16 protein-coding genes are annotated in these 17,278 nt (G+C 66.4%); 8 read left to right on the forward strand and 8 right to left on the reverse strand.

Annotation, left to right across the window (positions count from 1 at the left end):
- Positions 1–82 precede the first annotated feature (82 nt).
- The 4 genes from BHK69_RS00290 to BHK69_RS00305 are packed head-to-tail and all read left to right on the forward strand — an operon-like array spanning position 83 to position 4,025.
- Complete coding sequence (locus BHK69_RS00290) at positions 83–1,093, forward strand: ABC transporter permease subunit (RefSeq protein ID WP_069688367.1); 1,011 nt, start codon at positions 83–85, stop codon at positions 1,091–1,093.
- 13 nt (positions 1,094–1,106) lie between these two features.
- Positions 1,107–2,018, forward strand: a complete 912-nt coding sequence (locus tag BHK69_RS00295) for an ABC transporter permease subunit (protein ID WP_069688368.1) — start codon at positions 1,107–1,109, stop codon at positions 2,016–2,018.
- Positions 2,019–2,022: 4 nt separating this feature from the next.
- Positions 2,023–3,048 (forward strand): ABC transporter ATP-binding protein, encoded by a 1,026-nt coding sequence (locus BHK69_RS00300; protein WP_069688369.1) that lies wholly within the window; start codon positions 2,023–2,025, stop codon positions 3,046–3,048.
- Positions 3,045–4,025: a peptide ABC transporter ATP-binding protein gene (locus tag BHK69_RS00305; RefSeq protein ID WP_069688370.1), complete on the forward strand. Its 981-nt coding sequence runs from the start codon at positions 3,045–3,047 to the stop codon at positions 4,023–4,025. The genes BHK69_RS00300 and BHK69_RS00305 overlap by 4 nt, the downstream gene beginning before the upstream one ends.
- Before the next feature lie 86 nt (positions 4,026–4,111).
- Here the strand turns inward: BHK69_RS00305 and BHK69_RS00310 are convergent, their stop codons facing one another.
- Complete coding sequence (locus BHK69_RS00310; RefSeq protein WP_069688371.1) at positions 4,112–5,326, reverse strand: extracellular solute-binding protein; 1,215 nt, start codon at positions 5,324–5,326, stop codon at positions 4,112–4,114.
- A 196-nt stretch (positions 5,327–5,522) separates the two neighbouring features.
- On the opposite strand from BHK69_RS00310, the gene BHK69_RS00315 reads away from it, so the two are divergent.
- Entirely contained in the window at positions 5,523–6,665 is a 1,143-nt protein-coding gene (locus BHK69_RS00315; RefSeq protein WP_069688372.1) for an AGE family epimerase/isomerase, read from the forward strand.
- Positions 6,666–6,793: 128 nt separating this feature from the next.
- Here the strand turns inward: BHK69_RS00315 and BHK69_RS00320 are convergent, their stop codons facing one another.
- The 6 genes from BHK69_RS00320 to BHK69_RS00345 form a co-directional block, all read right to left on the reverse strand.
- The gene (locus BHK69_RS00320) at positions 6,794–7,822 is read right to left on the reverse strand and encodes a Gfo/Idh/MocA family protein (protein WP_069688373.1); all 1,029 of its coding nucleotides are present in this window, start codon (positions 7,820–7,822) and stop codon (positions 6,794–6,796) included.
- The gene (locus BHK69_RS00325) at positions 7,819–8,847 is read right to left on the reverse strand and encodes a Gfo/Idh/MocA family protein (protein WP_069688374.1); all 1,029 of its coding nucleotides are present in this window, start codon (positions 8,845–8,847) and stop codon (positions 7,819–7,821) included. Before BHK69_RS00325 ends, BHK69_RS00320 begins: the two co-directional genes overlap by 4 nt.
- A 1-nt stretch (position 8,848) precedes the next feature.
- On the reverse strand, positions 8,849–10,033 hold the full coding sequence (locus BHK69_RS00330; protein WP_069688375.1) for an extracellular solute-binding protein: 1,185 nt from the start codon (positions 10,031–10,033) through the stop codon (positions 8,849–8,851).
- Between the two features lie 111 nt (positions 10,034–10,144).
- On the reverse strand, positions 10,145–10,978 hold the full coding sequence (locus BHK69_RS00335; RefSeq protein WP_069688376.1) for an ABC transporter permease: 834 nt from the start codon (positions 10,976–10,978) through the stop codon (positions 10,145–10,147).
- A 5-nt stretch (positions 10,979–10,983) separates the two neighbouring features.
- The gene (locus BHK69_RS00340; RefSeq protein WP_069688377.1) at positions 10,984–11,874 is read right to left on the reverse strand and encodes an ABC transporter permease; all 891 of its coding nucleotides are present in this window, start codon (positions 11,872–11,874) and stop codon (positions 10,984–10,986) included.
- A complete protein-coding gene (locus tag BHK69_RS00345; RefSeq protein WP_069688378.1) occupies positions 11,871–12,941 on the reverse strand; it encodes an ABC transporter ATP-binding protein in 1,071 nt (356 codons plus the stop codon). The genes BHK69_RS00340 and BHK69_RS00345 overlap by 4 nt, the downstream gene beginning before the upstream one ends.
- Before the next feature lie 341 nt (positions 12,942–13,282).
- Between BHK69_RS00345 and BHK69_RS00350 the strand changes: the two genes are divergently transcribed.
- Together BHK69_RS00350 and uxuA are read left to right on the forward strand one after the other, a co-directional pair.
- Positions 13,283–13,978 carry a GntR family transcriptional regulator gene (locus BHK69_RS00350; protein WP_069688379.1) on the forward strand — a complete coding sequence of 232 codons (696 nt, stop codon included), beginning with the start codon at positions 13,283–13,285 and terminating at the stop codon, positions 13,976–13,978.
- Positions 13,979–14,023: 45 nt separating this feature from the next.
- Complete coding sequence (gene uxuA, locus BHK69_RS00355; protein WP_069688380.1) at positions 14,024–15,223, forward strand: mannonate dehydratase; 1,200 nt, start codon at positions 14,024–14,026, stop codon at positions 15,221–15,223.
- A gap of 1 nt (position 15,224) precedes the next feature.
- Here the strand turns inward: uxuA and BHK69_RS00360 are convergent, their stop codons facing one another.
- Positions 15,225–16,409 (reverse strand): ROK family protein, encoded by a 1,185-nt coding sequence (locus BHK69_RS00360; protein WP_069688381.1) that lies wholly within the window; start codon positions 16,407–16,409, stop codon positions 15,225–15,227.
- Positions 16,410–16,526: 117 nt separating this feature from the next.
- Between BHK69_RS00360 and BHK69_RS00365 the strand changes: the two genes are divergently transcribed.
- Positions 16,527–17,270: a glucosamine-6-phosphate deaminase gene (locus BHK69_RS00365; protein WP_069693242.1), complete on the forward strand. Its 744-nt coding sequence runs from the start codon at positions 16,527–16,529 to the stop codon at positions 17,268–17,270.
- Positions 17,271–17,278: the final 8 nt, after the last annotated feature.

The raw sequence follows: 17,278 nt of genomic DNA on the forward strand, positions 1-17,278 counted from the left end.
GAGCTCGTTGTAACAGGACCAAATAAAATCTGTCGCGACGATCGGTTCACGCGGCGAACAGGCCGACAAGACTGGGGCTCCGATGCTTCGCTTCATCCTCACACGCGTCAGTCTCGTGATCCCGACCTTCATCGGCATCACGATGCTGGCCTTCTTCCTGATCCGGCTCGTGCCTGGCGATCCGATCGAGACCATGGCCGGCGAGCGCGGCATCGACGCGACGCGCCATGAGATGCTGCGCAAGGAGCTCGGCCTCGACCAGCCCCTGCTCGTCCAGTACGGCATCTATATCGGCCGCGTGCTGCATGGCGATCTCGGCAAGTCGATCGTCACCCGCGAGAGCGTGATCTCGGAATTCAACGCGCTTTTCCCGGCGACGATCGAGCTCGCGCTCTGCGCCATCTTCATCGCGCTCGCGATCGGACTGCCCGCCGGCATCATCGCCGCGGTCAAGCGAAACTCCATCTTCGACCACGGCGTGATGGGCCTGTCGCTGACGGGCTATTCGATGCCGATCTTCTGGTGGGGCCTGCTGCTGATCCTGCTGTTTTCGGTCCAGCTCGGTATCACGCCGGTCTCGGGCCGCATCGCGGTTCAATATTACATCGAGCCCGTCACCGGTTTCCTCACCGTCGACAGCCTGCTGGCGGGCGATTGGGACGCCTTCAAATCGGCGCTGTCGCATCTCGTTCTGCCCTCGATCGTGCTCGGCACCGTGCCGCTTGCCGTGATCGCACGCATGACGCGTTCGGCCATGCTGGAGGTGCTGGGCGAGGACTATATCCGCACTGCGCGCGCCAAGGGCATGGCGCCGTTGCGCGTCGTCGCGCTGCACGCCCTGCGCAACGCTTTGATTCCGGTGATCACGGTGATCGGCCTGCAGGTCGGCGTGCTGTTCACCGGCGCGATCCTGACCGAGACGATCTTCTCCTGGCCGGGCATCGGCAAATGGCTGATCGAGGCGATCAGCCGGCGCGACTACCCGATCCTGCAAGGCGGCACGCTCTTGATCGGCGTCGTGGTGATGAGCGTCAATCTGTTCGTCGATCTGCTTTACGGCCTGATCAACCCCCGCATCCGCCATGCACGTTGAGGGGCGCTGAACCATGACCGCTGAAACCCTGGAAGCCCCGAGCGCAACCGTCCCGGCGGGCGCCCCGCCTCATCCCTTGCGCGAGTTCTGGAGCTATTTCAGCGCCAATCGCGGCGCGGTTGCCGGCCTTATCGTCATCGTCATCGTGCTGCTGGCGGCCGTCTTCGCCGAGGTGCTGGCGCCGCATTCGCCCTATCTGACCAACAACGCCGTCTTCCTGAAGCCGCCGGCCTGGCAGGAAGGCGGCTCGTGGAGCTATCCGCTCGGCACCGACGCGATTGGCCGCGACATCCTCTCGCGCCTGCTCTATGGCGCGCGCCTCTCGCTGGTCATCGGCATCGCCGTGGTGGCGCTCGCCATGGCGCTGGGCATCGTGCTCGGCCTGGTCGCGGGCTTCTTCAAGGGCATCACCGAAATCGTCATCATGCGATTGATGGACATCGTGCTGACGATGCCGAGCCTGCTGCTCGCCATCGTCATCGTCGCGATCCTGGGGCCGGGCCTGATGAACGCGATGCTGGCCGTCGCGATCGTGGTTCTGCCGCATTATGTCCGGATCACGCGCGCCGCCGTCATCGCCGAGACCTCGAAGGACTATGTCGTCGCCGCCAAGGTCAGCGGCGCGGGCACCTTGCGATTGATGTTCAGCGAAGTGCTGCCCAACTGCACCGCCCCCTTGATCGTGCAAGCGACGCTCGGCGTCTCCACAGCGATCCTGGACGCCGCAGCGCTGGGCTTCCTCGGCCTGGGCGCGCAGCCGCCGACGCCTGAATGGGGCACGATGCTGGCCGATGCGCGTGAGTTCGTGCTGCGCGCCTGGTGGGTGGTGACGCTGCCGGGTCTGGCGATCCTGATCACCGTGCTCGCTTTCAACCTGCTCGGGGATGGCTTGCGCGACGCCCTCGACCCCAAACTGAAACGCTAGAACAATGCCGCTGCTCGAAATCGAGAATCTGAGCGTCGAATTCCCGACCTCCGCCGGCACGCTGAAGGCCGTCGATCGCATCAGCCTGACGCTCGACGAGGGCGAGATCCTCGGCGTCGTCGGCGAGTCCGGCTCCGGCAAGAGCGTCACCATGCTCGCGCTGATGGGCCTCGTCGCCTATCCCGGCAAGATCACCGCCGACCGCCTGATGTTCGGCGGACGCGACCTGCTCGCCATGTCCGACCGGGAGCGTCGCAAGCTCACCGGCAAGGATGTCGCGATGATCTTCCAGGAGCCGAGCACCAGCCTCAATCCCTGCTTCACCATCGGCTTCCAGATCGCCGAGACGCTCAGGAAGCATGAGGGCATGGACGGCAAGGCGGCGCGCCGGCGCGCGATCGAACTGCTCGAGCAGGTCGGCATTCCCGCTCCCGAGAGCCGGATGAAGGCCTATCCGCACCAGTTGTCGGGCGGCATGAACCAGCGCGTGATGATCGCCATGGCGATCGCCTGCAATCCGCGGCTGCTGATCGCCGACGAGCCGACCACCGCGCTCGACGTCACCATCCAGGCGCAGATCCTCGATCTCCTGATCTCGCTGCAGCGCGAGCGCGACATGGCGCTGGTCCTGATCACCCATAATATGGGCGTGGTCGCCGAGACGGCGCAGCACATCATGGTGATGTATGCCGGCCAGATCATGGAGGAGCGCAACGTCGCTTCGCTGTTCGCGGCCCCGCAGCACCCCTATTCCGCCGCGCTGCTGGCCGCCCTGCCCGAGCGCAGCGAGGGCGAGCACCGGCTCGCGACCATTCCTGGCATGGTGCCGGGCCTGCATGACCGGCCCAAGGGCTGCCTGTTCAGCCCGCGCTGCGCCTATGCCACCGACCATTCCCGCCTGGTCCAGCCGGAGCTGCGGCCTTGGCAGGACGGGCAGATCCGCTGCCATTACCCGCTCGGTGATCCGCAGCGCGACGCCCTGCGCGCGGTCGGCGGCAATCAGCTCGCGGCCCCGGAGACGACGCCGTGACGAACCCGGTCATCGATGCGCGCGAACTGACGCAAACCTATCCGGTCAAGCGCGGCCTGTTCCGTGCGCCGGCGAGCCTGCAGGCCGTCAGCCGCGTCTCCTTCACCGTCGCCCCCGGCAAGACACTCGCCGTCGTCGGCGAATCCGGCTGCGGGAAATCGACGCTCGCCCGGATGGCCACCCTGATCGAGACCCCGACATCGGGCACGCTGACGCTCGACGGCCTCGACGCGATCCACCCGCCTTCTTCCGAAAGGACGAGGCTGCGCCGTACGGTGCAGATGGTCTTCCAGAACCCTTACGGCTCGCTCAATCCGCGCAAGCGCATCGGCGCGATCCTTGAGGAGCCGCTGCTGATCAACACCAAGCTGAGCAAGGCCGAGCGCACCGAGAAGGCGCGCGCTATCATGGCCAAGGTCGGCCTGCGCCCCGAGCATTACAGCCGCTACCCGCATATGTTCTCAGGCGGCCAGCGCCAGCGCATCGCGATCGCCCGCTCGCTGATCCTCTCGCCGAAACTGCTGGTCGCCGACGAGCCGGTCTCGGCGCTCGACGTCTCGATCCAGGCCCAGGTGCTCAACCTGCTCGCCGACATCCAGGACGAGTTCGGGCTGGCTTATCTCTTCATCTCGCATGATCTCGGCGTCGTCCGGCACATCGCCCATGACGTGATGGTGATGTATCTCGGCCATGCCATCGAGCACGGCCCCAAGCAGGCCATCTTCGCCCGCCCGCTGCACCCCTATACCCAGGCTCTGCTCGCCTCGACGCCGCGCGTCACCACGGAAAAGCGCGAGCGCATCGTGCTGAAGGGCGAATTGCCCTCGCCGCTGAACCCGCCCAAGGGCTGCGTCTTCTCGACCCGCTGCCCGCATGTGACGGATCTTTGCCGCAGCGAGCGCCCGCCGGCCCGGGAGCTCGACCAGCGCCTCGTCGCCTGCCACTACGCCGAGCGCTTCCTCGCGCAAGCCGCCTGAGCCGAGAGACCGAGCCCATACGAAAAAGGCGGCGCGGATGAACCGCGCCGCCTTCTCGTTTCGGGCTGAACCGGCCAGCGGAAGACTTATTTCCGCTTGGTGCCGACTTCCTCGTCCCAACGGCGGAAGGCCACCACCATCTTGTCGGGCGTCAGCGGCGTCTCGATCGGATTATTGGCGATCAGGTCGGCATATTCGGGCCGGCCATATTCGGCGATCGCCTTCTGGCTGCTTTCCGGCGCCATCGAGAGCGGCACGTCCTTCACGGCCGGACCCGGATAGAAATAGCCCTCGTCATAGGTAAAGGCTTGCTGCGCCGGTGTCAGCGTGTGGCTGATCAGGTCGAGGATGACGGCGAGTTTCTCGCTGGAGACGCCTTTGGGCACGAACATGTACTGGGCGTCGGAGACCCAGTGGAAGCCCTTCAGTGTCTGGATCTTGGCTTCCTTCGGCACGATGCCGAGCGCACGCGGATTGATGTCCCAGCCGGTGGTCGAGACGATCATGTCGCGCGAGCCGTCGCCGAGCTCCTTCATCGTCGCGCCGGTGCCGGTCGGGTAGTATTCGATGTTCTGTCCGAGCTCCTTGAGATAAGCCCAGGTCTTGTCCCAGCCATTGACCGGATCCTTGGGATCCTTGTCGCCGAGCAGATAGGGCAGCCCCATGATGAAGGTGCGGCCCGGGCCGGAATTGGCCGGACGGGCATAGAGGAAGCGGTTGGGGTTCTGCTTGGTCCAGGTCAGCAGCTCCTCGACCGTGGTCGGCGGCGTCTTGACCTTGGCCGGCATGTATTCGAGCAGCGGTCCGGAGGGGTAGTAGACCACGCACATGCCCTGGCCGCCGCCGAGATTATGCATGTCGAGCGCGGCCTTGAGCAGGATCTTGGTCGGATCGGGCAGCGATGCGGCGTGAGCCGGCAGGAGCGGCTCCCAGAGCTTCTGCTCGATACCGGCCGAGAGCGCATCCAGGCCGCCGATGATGAGGTCGATATCGACCCGGCCGGCCTCCTGCATCGCCTTGATCTTGCCCGGCAGCTCCGGTGCCGGCGCCTTGGTGAAGGTCATGCGCGAGACCAGATTCTTCTTGGCGTCGCGATAATTCTCGAGCGGCTTCTGCAGCAAAGCGAGCGCGCCGCCGACATCGATCACGCTGATCGCAACCGGCGATTTCGGCAGTGCCAGCGCCTGCGCGAAGGCGCCCGTCGCACCCAGGGCCGGCAGGGTCGCCAGCACGGCTGCGCCGCCTTCGACGAATTGCCGGCGCGAAGCGCCCGGCTTCCTTGTCCTCTGATCGTCTGTCATGGTTTGTCTCCCTTGCTTGGTTGTTTCGTCAGGCTGGAACTCCGTCGAGTCAGGCCTGCCGTCGTCGGCCGCAGCACCAATCTGGATGCGGAAATGAAAGGACGCGTGGTCGCGCCACGCACTTGTCGAAGCTCGCGGCGTCCCGATACATCACCTTCGAGATGTTCCGCCGCCGAGGCCCGCAAAGGACGACGCCATGCCTGCCGACACCGCCGAGACGCTTTCGGGCTGGCTGAGGGAAACGCTGCTGCCGGGCTGGCTCGCGCGCGTCTACGACCCCGCGCGGCCCGGCTTCGTCGAGATGCTCGAGCCCGGCGGCGCGGCCTCCGGCAGCGACATCCGCAGCACGCTGGTAACCGCGCGCCTGACCTACGCCTTCAGCCACGCGCATCTGCTCGGCGTGCCCGGTGCGCTGGACGCCGCACGCCACGGCATGGCCTTCCTCTGGGAGACCTGCCGGCGCCCCGATGGCCGCTTCAGCCATCGCTGCAGGGCCAGCGGAGAGCTGGTCGATGCGCGGTCCGATTTCTACGATCTCGCCTTCGTATTGTTCTCGCTCGGCTGGTTCGCTAGGGCGAGCGGTGATGGCCAGGCCTTGGCGCGAGCCGAAGAGGTGATGGGCTTCATCGAGACGCAGCTCGCCCATCGCGATGGCGGCTTCGGGGAGGATACGCTGGGCACCCTGCCGCGTCGGCAGAACCCGCATATGCACCTGCTCGAAGCCTGCCACGCTCTGGCCGAGGCCAGCGGCGACAGGCGCTGGCTCGCCCGCGCGGACGCCGTCGTCGCGCTGATGCGCAGGCGCATGCTCGACGAGGCGACGGATTCGCTCGGAGAGTTTTTCGGCGAGGATTGGAGTGCCTGGCCGGAGCCGCGCGGCCTCGTCCGCGAGCCCGGCCACCATTACGAATGGACCTGGCTGCTCTACCACCATGAGCGGCTGACGCATTCCGCCAGCGCCCGCATCGACGCTCGCCGGCTCTACGGCTTTGCCGAGCGGCACCGCGATCAGGGCCCGACGCATCCCGTCATCAACGAGATCGACCCCAACGGAGCGGTTTTGAACGGCGCGGCGCTGCTTTGGCCCCAGACCGAATATCTCAAGGCGCTCGTCGCACGGATCGAGTTCGAGGGCGACGAGGCCGCGTCCGACCGGCTCGACGGCCATCTGGGCCTGATGTTCGAGCGCTTCGTCGATCGCAAGACCGGGCTTTGGGTCAACCAGATCGACAGCGCCGGGCAGGCCATCATCGAGCCAGTTCCGGTGCGCGTGCTCTACCATCTGCTGCTCGCCTGCGCCGAGATCGTGCGGCTGCGGCCGGAGACCCGGCTGCCCTAGAGCGTTTTCGAGCGAAGTGGACACCGGTTCGCGTGAAGAAAACGCGCCAAAACAAAAGGCTAGAGCAATTGAACGATCCAATTGGATCGGAAATCGCTCTAGAACGCTTGAGCGGCGCGAGCCTGGCCTCATGGCGCGGCTCCCTCGCCAGCCTTCCAGCCTGCTGCCGCGAGGATATCGTCGACAAGCCGCTGAGAGGTCAGCGCCTCCTCGCCGGTCACGACCGGATCGCGGCCCTGCCTGATCGCATCCAGGAAATCCGCGATCACGGCGCGATGGGCGTCATGCGGGAAATCCATGATGTTGGCGCCGCTGCCGGTCGAGCCCTCGGCCTCGACGATCTCGGAACGACCGTCGAGGAACGATAATTCCAGCCGGCCGCCGACCAATGCGGCAAATCCTTTGCTGCCGATGATCTCGATGCGCTCGGGGTGGCCGGGATAGGCGGCCGTGGTCGCGACCAATGTCGCGGGCGCACCACTACCGGTTTCGAGCAGGGCCGAAACGTAGTCCTCCGTCTCCATGCGGTGCAAAGTCGTGATGCGGGCCTGCGCCGCGACGACCTTGGAAACGCCGACCAGCGAACGAAACAGGTCGAGCGAATGGATCGCCTGCGTCAGCAAGACGCCGCCGCCATCGCGCGCCAGCGTGCCGCGCCCCGGCTCGTCGTAATAGGATTGCGGCCGCCACCACGGCACGCGCAGGAAGGCGGCCTCGACGCTGCCGAGTTCGCCGCCGTCCAGCGCCGCCTTGAGGCGAAGGCTCGCCGGCCTGAAGCGATGCTGCAGCACGACGCCAAAGACCTTGCCGGCCTTTCGCGCTACCTCGACGAGGCGCGCGCCACGCGCGCTCGTCAATTCCAGCGGCTTCTCGACCAGGACATGCTTGCCGGCTTCGAGACAGCGTGCCGATGCATCGAGATGGCTGCTCGGCGGCGTCAGAACGATCGCCGCATCGACGGCGGGGTCCGCCAGCACGGCGTCGAGATCGGTCGTCACAGGGAAGGGAAACTGCCGGGCAAAGGCGTCACCGCGCACCTGCGAGCGGCTGACCGCCCAGCGCACTTGGCTGCGATCCGCGAGATCAAGCAGGCTCTTGGAATGCGGCAGCGAAGCCGGCCCAAGCCCGATGATGGCGATGCCGACCTTGCCCGTCACGCGACCAGACTCCCTGGCGTTTTCCCCTGCAACCCAACAGCCTTGGCCTGCGCCTCCAGCGCCAAACGGCAGACCGTGAAGACATGGGCCTGCGCCATGGCCATTTCCGTCCGCGCGCCGATATCGGCGACGAGATTGCGGAAATAGGTCAATGGCTCCTGTGAAGCGTCGATATGGCGCGTGCCAGTCTTGTCGACGAGGAAGACATGGTCGGTTCCCGCTCGGCCTGCGATATCGACGTATTTGCGCAGCTCGATCGTGCCTTCTGTCCCCAGGATGGTGAGCCGGCCATCGCCCCATGTCGGCAGGCCATCGGCGGTGAACCAGTCGACGCGGATATAGCCGCCAGCCTGCGGGCTGCGCAGCAGGATCTCGCCGAAATCCTCGAAATCCGGCAGATCGTTTACGCCGAAATGGCCGGTGGCCGAGGCCACGATCTCGGCCTCGCGCGAACCGGTGAAGTGCAGGAACTGGTCGATTTGATGCGAGGCGATATCGGTCAGGATGCCGCCGAACCTGGCCTTGTCGAAGAACCATTCGGGCCGGATCGCGCGATTGAGCCGATGCGGACCAAGTCCGATCGTCTGCACGACGCGCCCGATCGCTCCGTCCGCGATCAATTTGCCGGCGATGATGGTCGCGGGAACGATGAAGCGCTCGGAGAAGCAGACCGAGAAGATGCGGCCGGTCTCCACTACGACCGCCTCGACCTCGGCCAGTTGCGCCAGCGTGGTGACGCCGGGCTTGTCGACCATGACATCCTTGCCGGCCCGCATCGCGCGGATCGCGAGCGCGGCGCGCTCATCGGGAATGCCGGCGCAGACGATCAGCTCGACCGAGGGATCGTCGAGAAGTTCGTCCGTGCTGCGCGGCGCGAGAGCGGGAAAGCGCTCGCGGAAGCCTGAAAGCACGCGCTCGTCGCTGGTCCGCGGATCGAAGCCGACGCATTGCGCGCCGGCCTCGATGAGTCCGCCCACCATGTGGAAGATATGGCGGTGGTCCAGCCCTGCAGCGGCGAAGCGCATCCTATTTCGGTGCTCCGTGCCCGACGCCGATCTCCTGGTCCCAGCGCCGGAAGGCGGCGACGAGACGCTCCGGCGTCAAGGGCGGCCTGGTCGGCAGCTTGGCGATGAGGTCGTCATATTCCGGCCGGCCATATTCCTTGAGGACGTCGCGGCTCTCCTGCGGCGCCATGGCAAGCGTTACGCCCTTCACCGCCGGCCCTGGGTAGAAATAGCCCTTGTCATAGGTCGCGGCCTGCGCCTCGGGCTTCAGCATATGCGACATCAGCGCCAGCAGCACGGCGATCTTGTCGGCCGGCACGCCCTTGGGGATGCACATGAACTGGGTGTCGGGAATCCAGTGCGTGTTGGCGAGCACGAAGACCTTGGCCTCCTTCGGCACGATGCCGAGCGCGCGCGGATTGATGTCCCAGCCCAGCGTCGAGACGATGACGTCGCGCGTGCCCTCGCCGAGTTCCTTCATCGTCGGCGTGGTGCCGCCTGGATAGTAGTCGATGCCGGTGCCGAGCTCCTTGAGATAGGCCCAGCTCTTGTCCCAGCCCTTCATCGGGTCGGACGGATCGGTGTCGTTCAGGATGTAAGGCAGGCCCTGCAGGAAGGTCCAGCCGGGGCCGGAATTGACCGGCCGGGCATAGGTGAAGCGCTTCGGGTTCTGCTTGACGTAAGCCAGGAACTCCTCGGCCGTCTTGGGCACGACCTTGAGGCGTTCGGGCGCATATTCGAAAAGCGGGCCCGACGGCGAATAGACGACGGCGACGCCTTCGTTCTGGCCAAAATTGCGCTGCATCATCAGCGCCTGCTCGTGATAGACCTCCTCGGCCTTGGGCAGTTTCGCCGTATGCGATTTCCAGACATCGACCCACAGGCCCTGCTGGATGCCGTCCGACATCGCGCCCGGCCCGGTCAGGACGAGGTCGATATCGACGCGGTTGGCCTCCTGCTGCGCCTTGAGCTTCGCCGGCAGTTCCGGTGAGGGTGCCCGCGAAAAATTCAATCGCGAGATCAGCTTGGGATTGTCTTTGCCGAAGCGCTCGATCGCGGCCTGCGTCAATTGCAGATTGCCCGCGACATCGATGATGTTGAGCGCCACCGGCGCGGCCTGGGCGCGGGCCCCCGTCGCTGCCAGCGCGGCAAGTCCCGCCGCGCCGGCCACGACGCGTCTGCGTGTCGGATATGTCGAATTTGTCATGGCTCTCTCCCTGAAGGTTCGACCCTCTATCCGCCCCCTTTGACAGGGCACGCCGGGGCCTTGAATTCATCCCTCCGCAGCCGGCGCCGCGCCGGCTGCGCTAGTTTCCCGTCAGCGTCGCCCTCCCCGCCCGACGATCTGCGTCGGGTTGACGAAGCGCAGCGCGATCACGAGCCAGATCAGCGTCGTGACCATGTAGACCACCGCCATCGCGTCGATCGATTGCACGGCGCGCACGCCGGCAGCGAAGACGGCGTAGTAGAGCGCCACGACCAGCGTCTGGCTGGTCGGCCCCGCGGTGAGGAAGGTCAATTCGAACATCGCGATGGTGCGCACCAGCACGAGCAGGAGCGAGGCGAGAATGCCCGGCATCAGCAAGGGCAGGAGCACATGCACGAAGAGCTTGAAGGTGTTGGCGCCGAAGACGCGCGCCGCCGCCTCGATCTTGGTGTCGATCTGCTCGATGAAGGGGATCATCACCAGGATGACGAAGGGCACTGTCGGCACCAGATTGGCGAGCACGACGCCCGACATCTGCCCGGCGAGGCCGAGCCGGTAGAGCACTGTCGCCAACGGAATGCCGAAGGTGATCGGCGGCACCAGGAGCGGCAGCAGGAACAGCAGCATGACGAGCCGCTTGCCGGGGAACTCGCGCCGCGCCAGCGCATAGGCAGCGGGCACGCCGATCAATCCCGACAGCAGGACCACCAAGAAGACGATCTGGAAGGTGACGCTCAGCACCTCGTCGAGCTGGAACTCGGCCCAGGCGGCCGAGTACCAGCGTATGGTCCAGCCAGCCGGGAACCATGTCCCAAGCCAGCGCGTGGCGAAGGAGCTCGTCACCACGGTGGCGATCATCCCCAGCAGGTTGAGCAGGAAGAAGCCGATGACAGCCCAGTTGGCGGCGGCCCAGAGCTTCGTCGAGAGGCGGGTATCTGCAACCATGATCGTCAGCCCTTCCCGCCGCCGGCCGGGCCGCGATAAAGCAGGCCGCGCGCGCTCAGGACCAGGACGACGATCCCGAGCTGAACCACGCCCATGATCATCGCCACCGCCGAGGCCATCGAATAATCATACTCCTCGAAGGCGGCCTGATAGGCTGCGATCGAGATCACCCGCGTCGGGCCCGCCGGCGCACCCAGCAGCACGGCCGACGGAAAGACCGAGAAGGCCTGCACGAAGCTGAGGCAGAAGGTGATCGCCAGCCCCGGCAGCAGCAGCGGGAACATGATGGTCTTGAAACGCTGCCAGGGGCCTGCCCCCAGCGTCGCCGCCGCCCGCTCCAGCGCCGGATCGATGCCCGAGAGATAGGACAGCGTCAGCAGGAAGGTGAAAGGGAAGCCGGTGATCACCAGCGAGAGCATGACGCCCCAGTAATTGTGCAGAAGCTTGATCGGAGTCGAGATCAGGCCGAGCGTCAGCAGGGTCCGGTTGAACCAGCCCTGCGGGCCGAGATAGTTCAACAACCCCTGCGCGACCAGCACGGTGCCGAGCGTGATCGGGATCACCAGCAGCGTCGTCAGCAGGCGCTGGTGTTGCAGCAGCCTGACGCGGAAGGCGATCGGGACCGCGAAGAGCAAGGTCAGGAGCGTCACCGGCAAAGCGAGCCAGAGCGTCGTCGCGATCGTGCCGTAGAGGAACGAATCTGAGAAGAACTTGGTGTAGTTCGCCAGCGCGCCGCCGCTCTTGGGGTTGAAGGACAAGACCAGGCCGTAAAGGAACGGGTAGACGAACAGCGCCAGCAGGAACAGCACCGCCGGCAGGACCAGCAGGGTCAAGCCGTCGACGCCGCGAGCCGCAAGCCGCTGCTGCAGCGGGATCGTGTCGGGAACAGCGCTCATGCCGCCCCCCCGCCGAAGACGAGCACGCGCTCGGGATCGGCTCCGAGCGTGACATTCGTGCCGGGTTCCAGCTTGGTGTGAGCCAGGAAGGACAGGTTGGTGCCGTCCTCCATACGCGCGAAGCCGACGAATTCACGGCCGCGAAACTCGGTCGAGATGATCGTCGCCTTGAGCCCGCCTTCGGTGCTCGGATTCAGATCTTCCGGCCGGATCGCGACATGGCAGGCCGCGCCCGCAGCGACCGTGCCGCGAACCCGCCCGGTCACGCTGGCCGGGCCGACCGAGACTTGCGCCACGCCGCCCTCGACGGAGGTAACGCGCCCGGCCACGACGTTGCGGAAGCCCATGAACTCGGCGACGTCGAGATGATCGGGCCGCGAGAACAGGTCCTCCGGCCCGCCGACCTGGCGGACCTCGCCATCGCGCATCACCACGATGCGGTCGGCGAGCGACAGGGCCTCTTCCTGGTCATGCGTGACATAGATCGTGGTCGCGCCGAGCGTGTTGTGGATGCGGCGGATCTCGGCACGCATCTCGAGGCGCAGCTTGGCGTCGAGATTGGACAAGGGCTCGTCCATCAGCACCAGCGGCGGCTCGACAACGATGGCGCGGGCGATCGCGACGCGCTGCTGCTGGCCGCCGGAAAGCTGGCCGGGGAGCTTGTCGACCTGGCTCTGCAGATGCACCAGCGCGGCCGCCTCGTCGACGCGCTTGTCGATCTCGGCCTTGGGTAGGCCGCGCATCTTGAGCCCGAAGCCGATATTGCGGCGGACATTCATATGCGGAAACAGCGCATAGTTCTGGAACACCATGCCGAAGCCGCGCTCTTCGGGCCGCAGCGGGTCGATACGCTTGTCGTCGAGCCAGATGCCGCCGCCCGTTGCGGGCAGGAGACCGGCGATCAGGTTCAGCGTCGTCGACTTGCCGCAGCCGGATGGGCCGAGAAGCGCGATGAACTCGCCTTTCTTGATCGTCAGGGAGACGTCCTTCAGCGCGTTGTGCGTGCCGAAATCGCGACTGAGTCGATCGAGCCTGAGCTCGCGGAAATTCGCTGCGTGTATTGTCATGGAAGCCACGGGATTGAGGGCAGGCGCAGGCCGCCTGGAGCAGGCGGCAGCGAAGCGTTGAACAAGGGAATGGGGCCGAGCGAAAACACGGGCACGATCATGCGCTGAGAGGCGAGACGGCGAGCGCTGCTGCTGGGAGAGCGCACTCGAGGCGAGATGCGTCCGCGCTGGTCCTGTCCCGTGCCATGGCCTCTTCCCCGATCATGTCCGCCGCTGTGTTGTTTCATTCGGACATCGCGCCGGGTCTCCCCTTTGCTACCTCCGTGACGCCTTCCGCCCGAGGACGGTTGACGCTCTGATCGCGGCATTGGTATGCTAGTATACTAGCGAGTGAGAATGCAATGACCTTCTCCACGGCGGGACAAAGCGCCGATCAGATTTACCGTGCGCTTCGGGCCAATATCCTCGATGCCGCGATCTTGCCGGGCAAGGCGATGTCGGAGGCGCGCATGGCAGCGCAATTCGGGGTCAGCCGCACGCCGGTGCGAGAAGCCTTCAAGCGATTGGTCGATGAGGGCTTCCTCCTCGTGCGGCCGCAAGCAGGCACCTTCGTCGCACCGATCGACCTCGCAGCCGTCCATGACAGCCAGTTCGTGCGCGAAACACTGGAATGCCGCACCGTCGTCCTGGCGGCCGAGCGTATCGACGCCGCCGGCAAGGCGCGGCTCGACGCTCTCGTCGCGCAGCAGGGCCAGGCCATGGCGGCAGGCGACCGCAAGGGCTTCTTTCGCCTGGACGAGAGCTTCCATGCCGAACTGTCGCGCCTTGCCGGCTACCCTTCGGTCTGGAGCATGATCGAGGCCGTCAAGGCGCAGCTCGACCGGGTGCGCTGCCTCTCGCTGGAGACGCCGTCCTGGTCGGACATGATCCTCAGGGAGCACCAGGAGATCGCGGCTTGTGTCGGCCGCGGCGATGCAAGCGGCGCGGAAGCCGCGATGCGCGCCCATCTGCGCACCGTTTTCGACGCGATCGAGGCGATCGCACAAGCGCATGTCGACGCCTTCGACAAGAGCAGACTCGGCCCGCCACGGGACTGAGACAAGATACTGGCGGCGCAGCAAGCGCCCGCAGGGAGAGACGTTATGGAAGAAACTTGGCGCTGGTTCGGCCCGAACGACGCGGTCGGGCTGTCGCAGATCCGGCAGACGGGCGCGCGCGGGATCGTCACCTCCCTGCACGACATCCCCTATGGCGAGGTCTGGAGCATTGCCGCGATCGAGGAGCGCAAGGCGCTGATCGCAGCCGACCCGTCGCTCGGCCTGCGCTGGAGCGTGGTCGAGAGCCTGCCGATCCATGAGCGGATCAAGCTGAACGAAGGCGACCTCGCCCCGCTCTTCGAGAATTACCGCGCCTCGATGCGCAACCTCGCCGCCTGCGGCGTCAAGACGATCTGCTACAACTTCATGCCGGTACTGGACTGGACGCGCACCGAACTCGCCCATCCCTTGCCCGGCGGCGGCCGCGCCTTGCGTTTCGGCATCGTCGAGTTCGCGGCCTTCGACTGCTACATGCTGGAGCGGCCGGGCGCGGAAGCCGAATTTGCTCCCGCCACCCTGGAAGCCGCGCGGCATTGGGCCAAGGCCGCCTCCGAGAGCACCAAGGCCCAGCTGCTGGCGACGATCATGGCCGGGCTGCCCGGCGCCTTCGACCGCTACGACATCCCCGGCCTCCGGCGCATGCTCGACCGCTATCGCGGCATTACGCCGGCGATCCTGCGCGAGAACCTGGCGCGCTTCCTGCGCGAGATCATCCCGACCGCCGAAGAGCTCGGCATGCGCTTCGCCATCCATCCCGACGATCCGCCACGCTCGCTGATGGGCCTGCCGCGCATCGTCTCGGGCGGCGACGACATCGCCTTCGTGCTCGGCGCGGTAGACAGCATCGCCAACGGGTTGACCCTGTGCTCGGGCTCGCTCGGCGCCGGCCCGCACAACGACGTGCCCGCCATCGCCAAGCGCTTCGCCAGCCGCATCCATTTCGCGCATCTGCGCAATGTCGCCAAGGAGCCGGACGGCTCCTTCATGGAAGCCGACCATCTCGACGGCGACACCGACATGGTCGCGCTGGTCTCGGTGCTGCTGGAGGAGCAGGAGCGCCGCCGCCTCGCGGGCGATGAAAACTGGCGCATCCCGATGCGGCCCGACCATGGCCATGAACTGCTCGACGACATCGGCAGGCCGACCCATCCCGGTTACCCGATCATCGGCAGGCTTAAAGGCCTGGCGGAATTGCGCGGCGTGATGCGGGCCGTATCCTCGCCCAAGGGCTGGCCGCTGTCCTGAATCACGGCCCCTTCAGGAGTGCCTCAGTGGCGCGGCGGAGCAACGGCGCCGCCGCGCCCTGGATCTCGTGATCCTGGCTCGCGCGCACGCTGGTCAGTTGCGGCACCGCGAGCCCTTCCATCGCGCCCTCCGCCCGAAACAGCGCATCGAAATGCGCCCAGAGCCGGGCATTGGCGACCAGCGGGCCGCTGACGATGATGCGTTGGGGAAAGAGCAGGCGGCAGGCATTGGCCAGCGCCCGCGCCAGGATGCGCGCCGCCGCGTCGATCTCGGGCACGCGCATCAGGTCGCGGCCGGAGAACTGCTCGCCGAGATCGGCCTCATCCTCGTCAAGCTCGGGCCAATGGCCGCGCAGGACCGGCAGCAGCGCCCACAGCGCCGCTCCGGTCTCCAGGCAAGCGGTGTTGCCACAACCGCAGCGCCGCTCGCCAAGCACCGAGAAACGCCAATGGCCGATCTCCCCGAACGGGCCACCGGCCGGCGCCAGGGGCTCGCCATCGACCGCATGGGCGAGGCCGATGCCCCAGCCCCAATGCAGCAGCAGCGTACCGCCCGAGAAGCGCCCGGGATCACGCGCGACCCGAGCCCGCAATTCGGCGTCGAGATTGCGGCAGATCTCGACCGGGCCGGCGACGCGGTCGAGCAGGGCCTGGATGTCGAGATTGCGCATGCGCGGCCAGCGCGAGGCCATCAGCCAGCGCTTCTCCCGCAGGTCGAGCAGGCCCGATAGCGAAACCACGGTACCGGCATGGGCCATGCCGAGCGGCGTCGCCTCCTTCAGCTCGGCCGCCAGGCCGCACATCGCGCGCGACATCGCCTCGTTGTCGGCCTCGGGCGAGATCGCGACCCCCCGCTCGGCGATGATCTGGCCGTTGAGGTCGACCAAGGCACCCATCAGCGACTGGCTGACGACATGGATCACGCTACCGCCAATGCGCCGCGTATTGGCGATCAGCACGCCCGCCGGCCGGCCCCGCCCCGCCGTTTCCCCAACGCTTTCGACGATGAGGCGGCGCGCCGCCAGATCGGCGACGACACGCGAGACGGTGGTGGAGCGCAAACCCGAAAGCCGCCCGGCCTCGGCGCGCGACTGGGCCAGCCCCGTAGCGACCAGCCCGTAGACCCGGGCGCGGTCACGCTCATGGGCATTGGAGAAGACGCTCTCGTCGAGGCTCGCAAGCGCCATAGCACTCCCTTTTAGAACATTGCCGTTCAAAAATATCGATTGCCTTTATTGTGCGCCTTTCTAAACTCGATCGACAGGTTTTCAAACAAAAACAAGCGCAATCGGTTCAAAAATACCATGCTCGACATTCGCATCGTTCCCGACAAGGTGACCCTCGGCGCCCAGGCTGCCGCGCTCGGCGCGGCCGCGATCCGCGAGGCGCTGGCGCGCCATGGCGAGGCAACGATCATCGTCGCCACCGGCGCGAGCCAGTTCGAGGTGCTGCAGCATCTCGTCGCGGCCGAGGGTATCGACTGGTCGAAGGTCACGGCCTTCCATCTCGACGAATATGTCGGCCTGAGCGAGGCCCATCCGGCGAGCTTCCGGCGCTATCTGCGCGAGCGTTTCGTTGCTCCCCTGGGTGGAGCGGTCACATTCATCCCTGTCGATGGCGAAAACGACCCGCAACCGGAGACGCAGCGGCTGAACGCGCTGATCGCCGGCCAGCGCATCGATGTCTGCTTCGCCGGTATCGGCGAGAATTGCCACCTCGCCTTCAACGATCCGCCGGCCGATTTCGAGACGACCGAGCCCTATATCGTGGTGACGCTGGACGAAGCTTGCCGCCGCCAGCAATTCGGCGAAGGCTGGTTCGAGAGCCTCACAGCCGTGCCGCAGCGCGCGATCTCGATGAGCGTGCGGCAGATCATGACGAGCAAGCTGATCGTCCTCTCCGTGCCCGACGAGCGCAAGGCCAGGGCGACCCGCGACGCCGTCGAAGGCCCGGTGAGCCCGCTGCACCCGGCCTCGATCCTGCAGACCCACCCCAACACGGTGCTGTTCCTCGACCCGCCGGCGGCGTCGCTGCTGGCCAAGGCCTGAGGCGGCGC

Origin of the sequence: Bosea vaviloviae (assembly GCF_001741865.1) — a bacterium.
GTDB lineage: Bacteria > Pseudomonadota > Alphaproteobacteria > Rhizobiales > Beijerinckiaceae > Allobosea > Allobosea vaviloviae.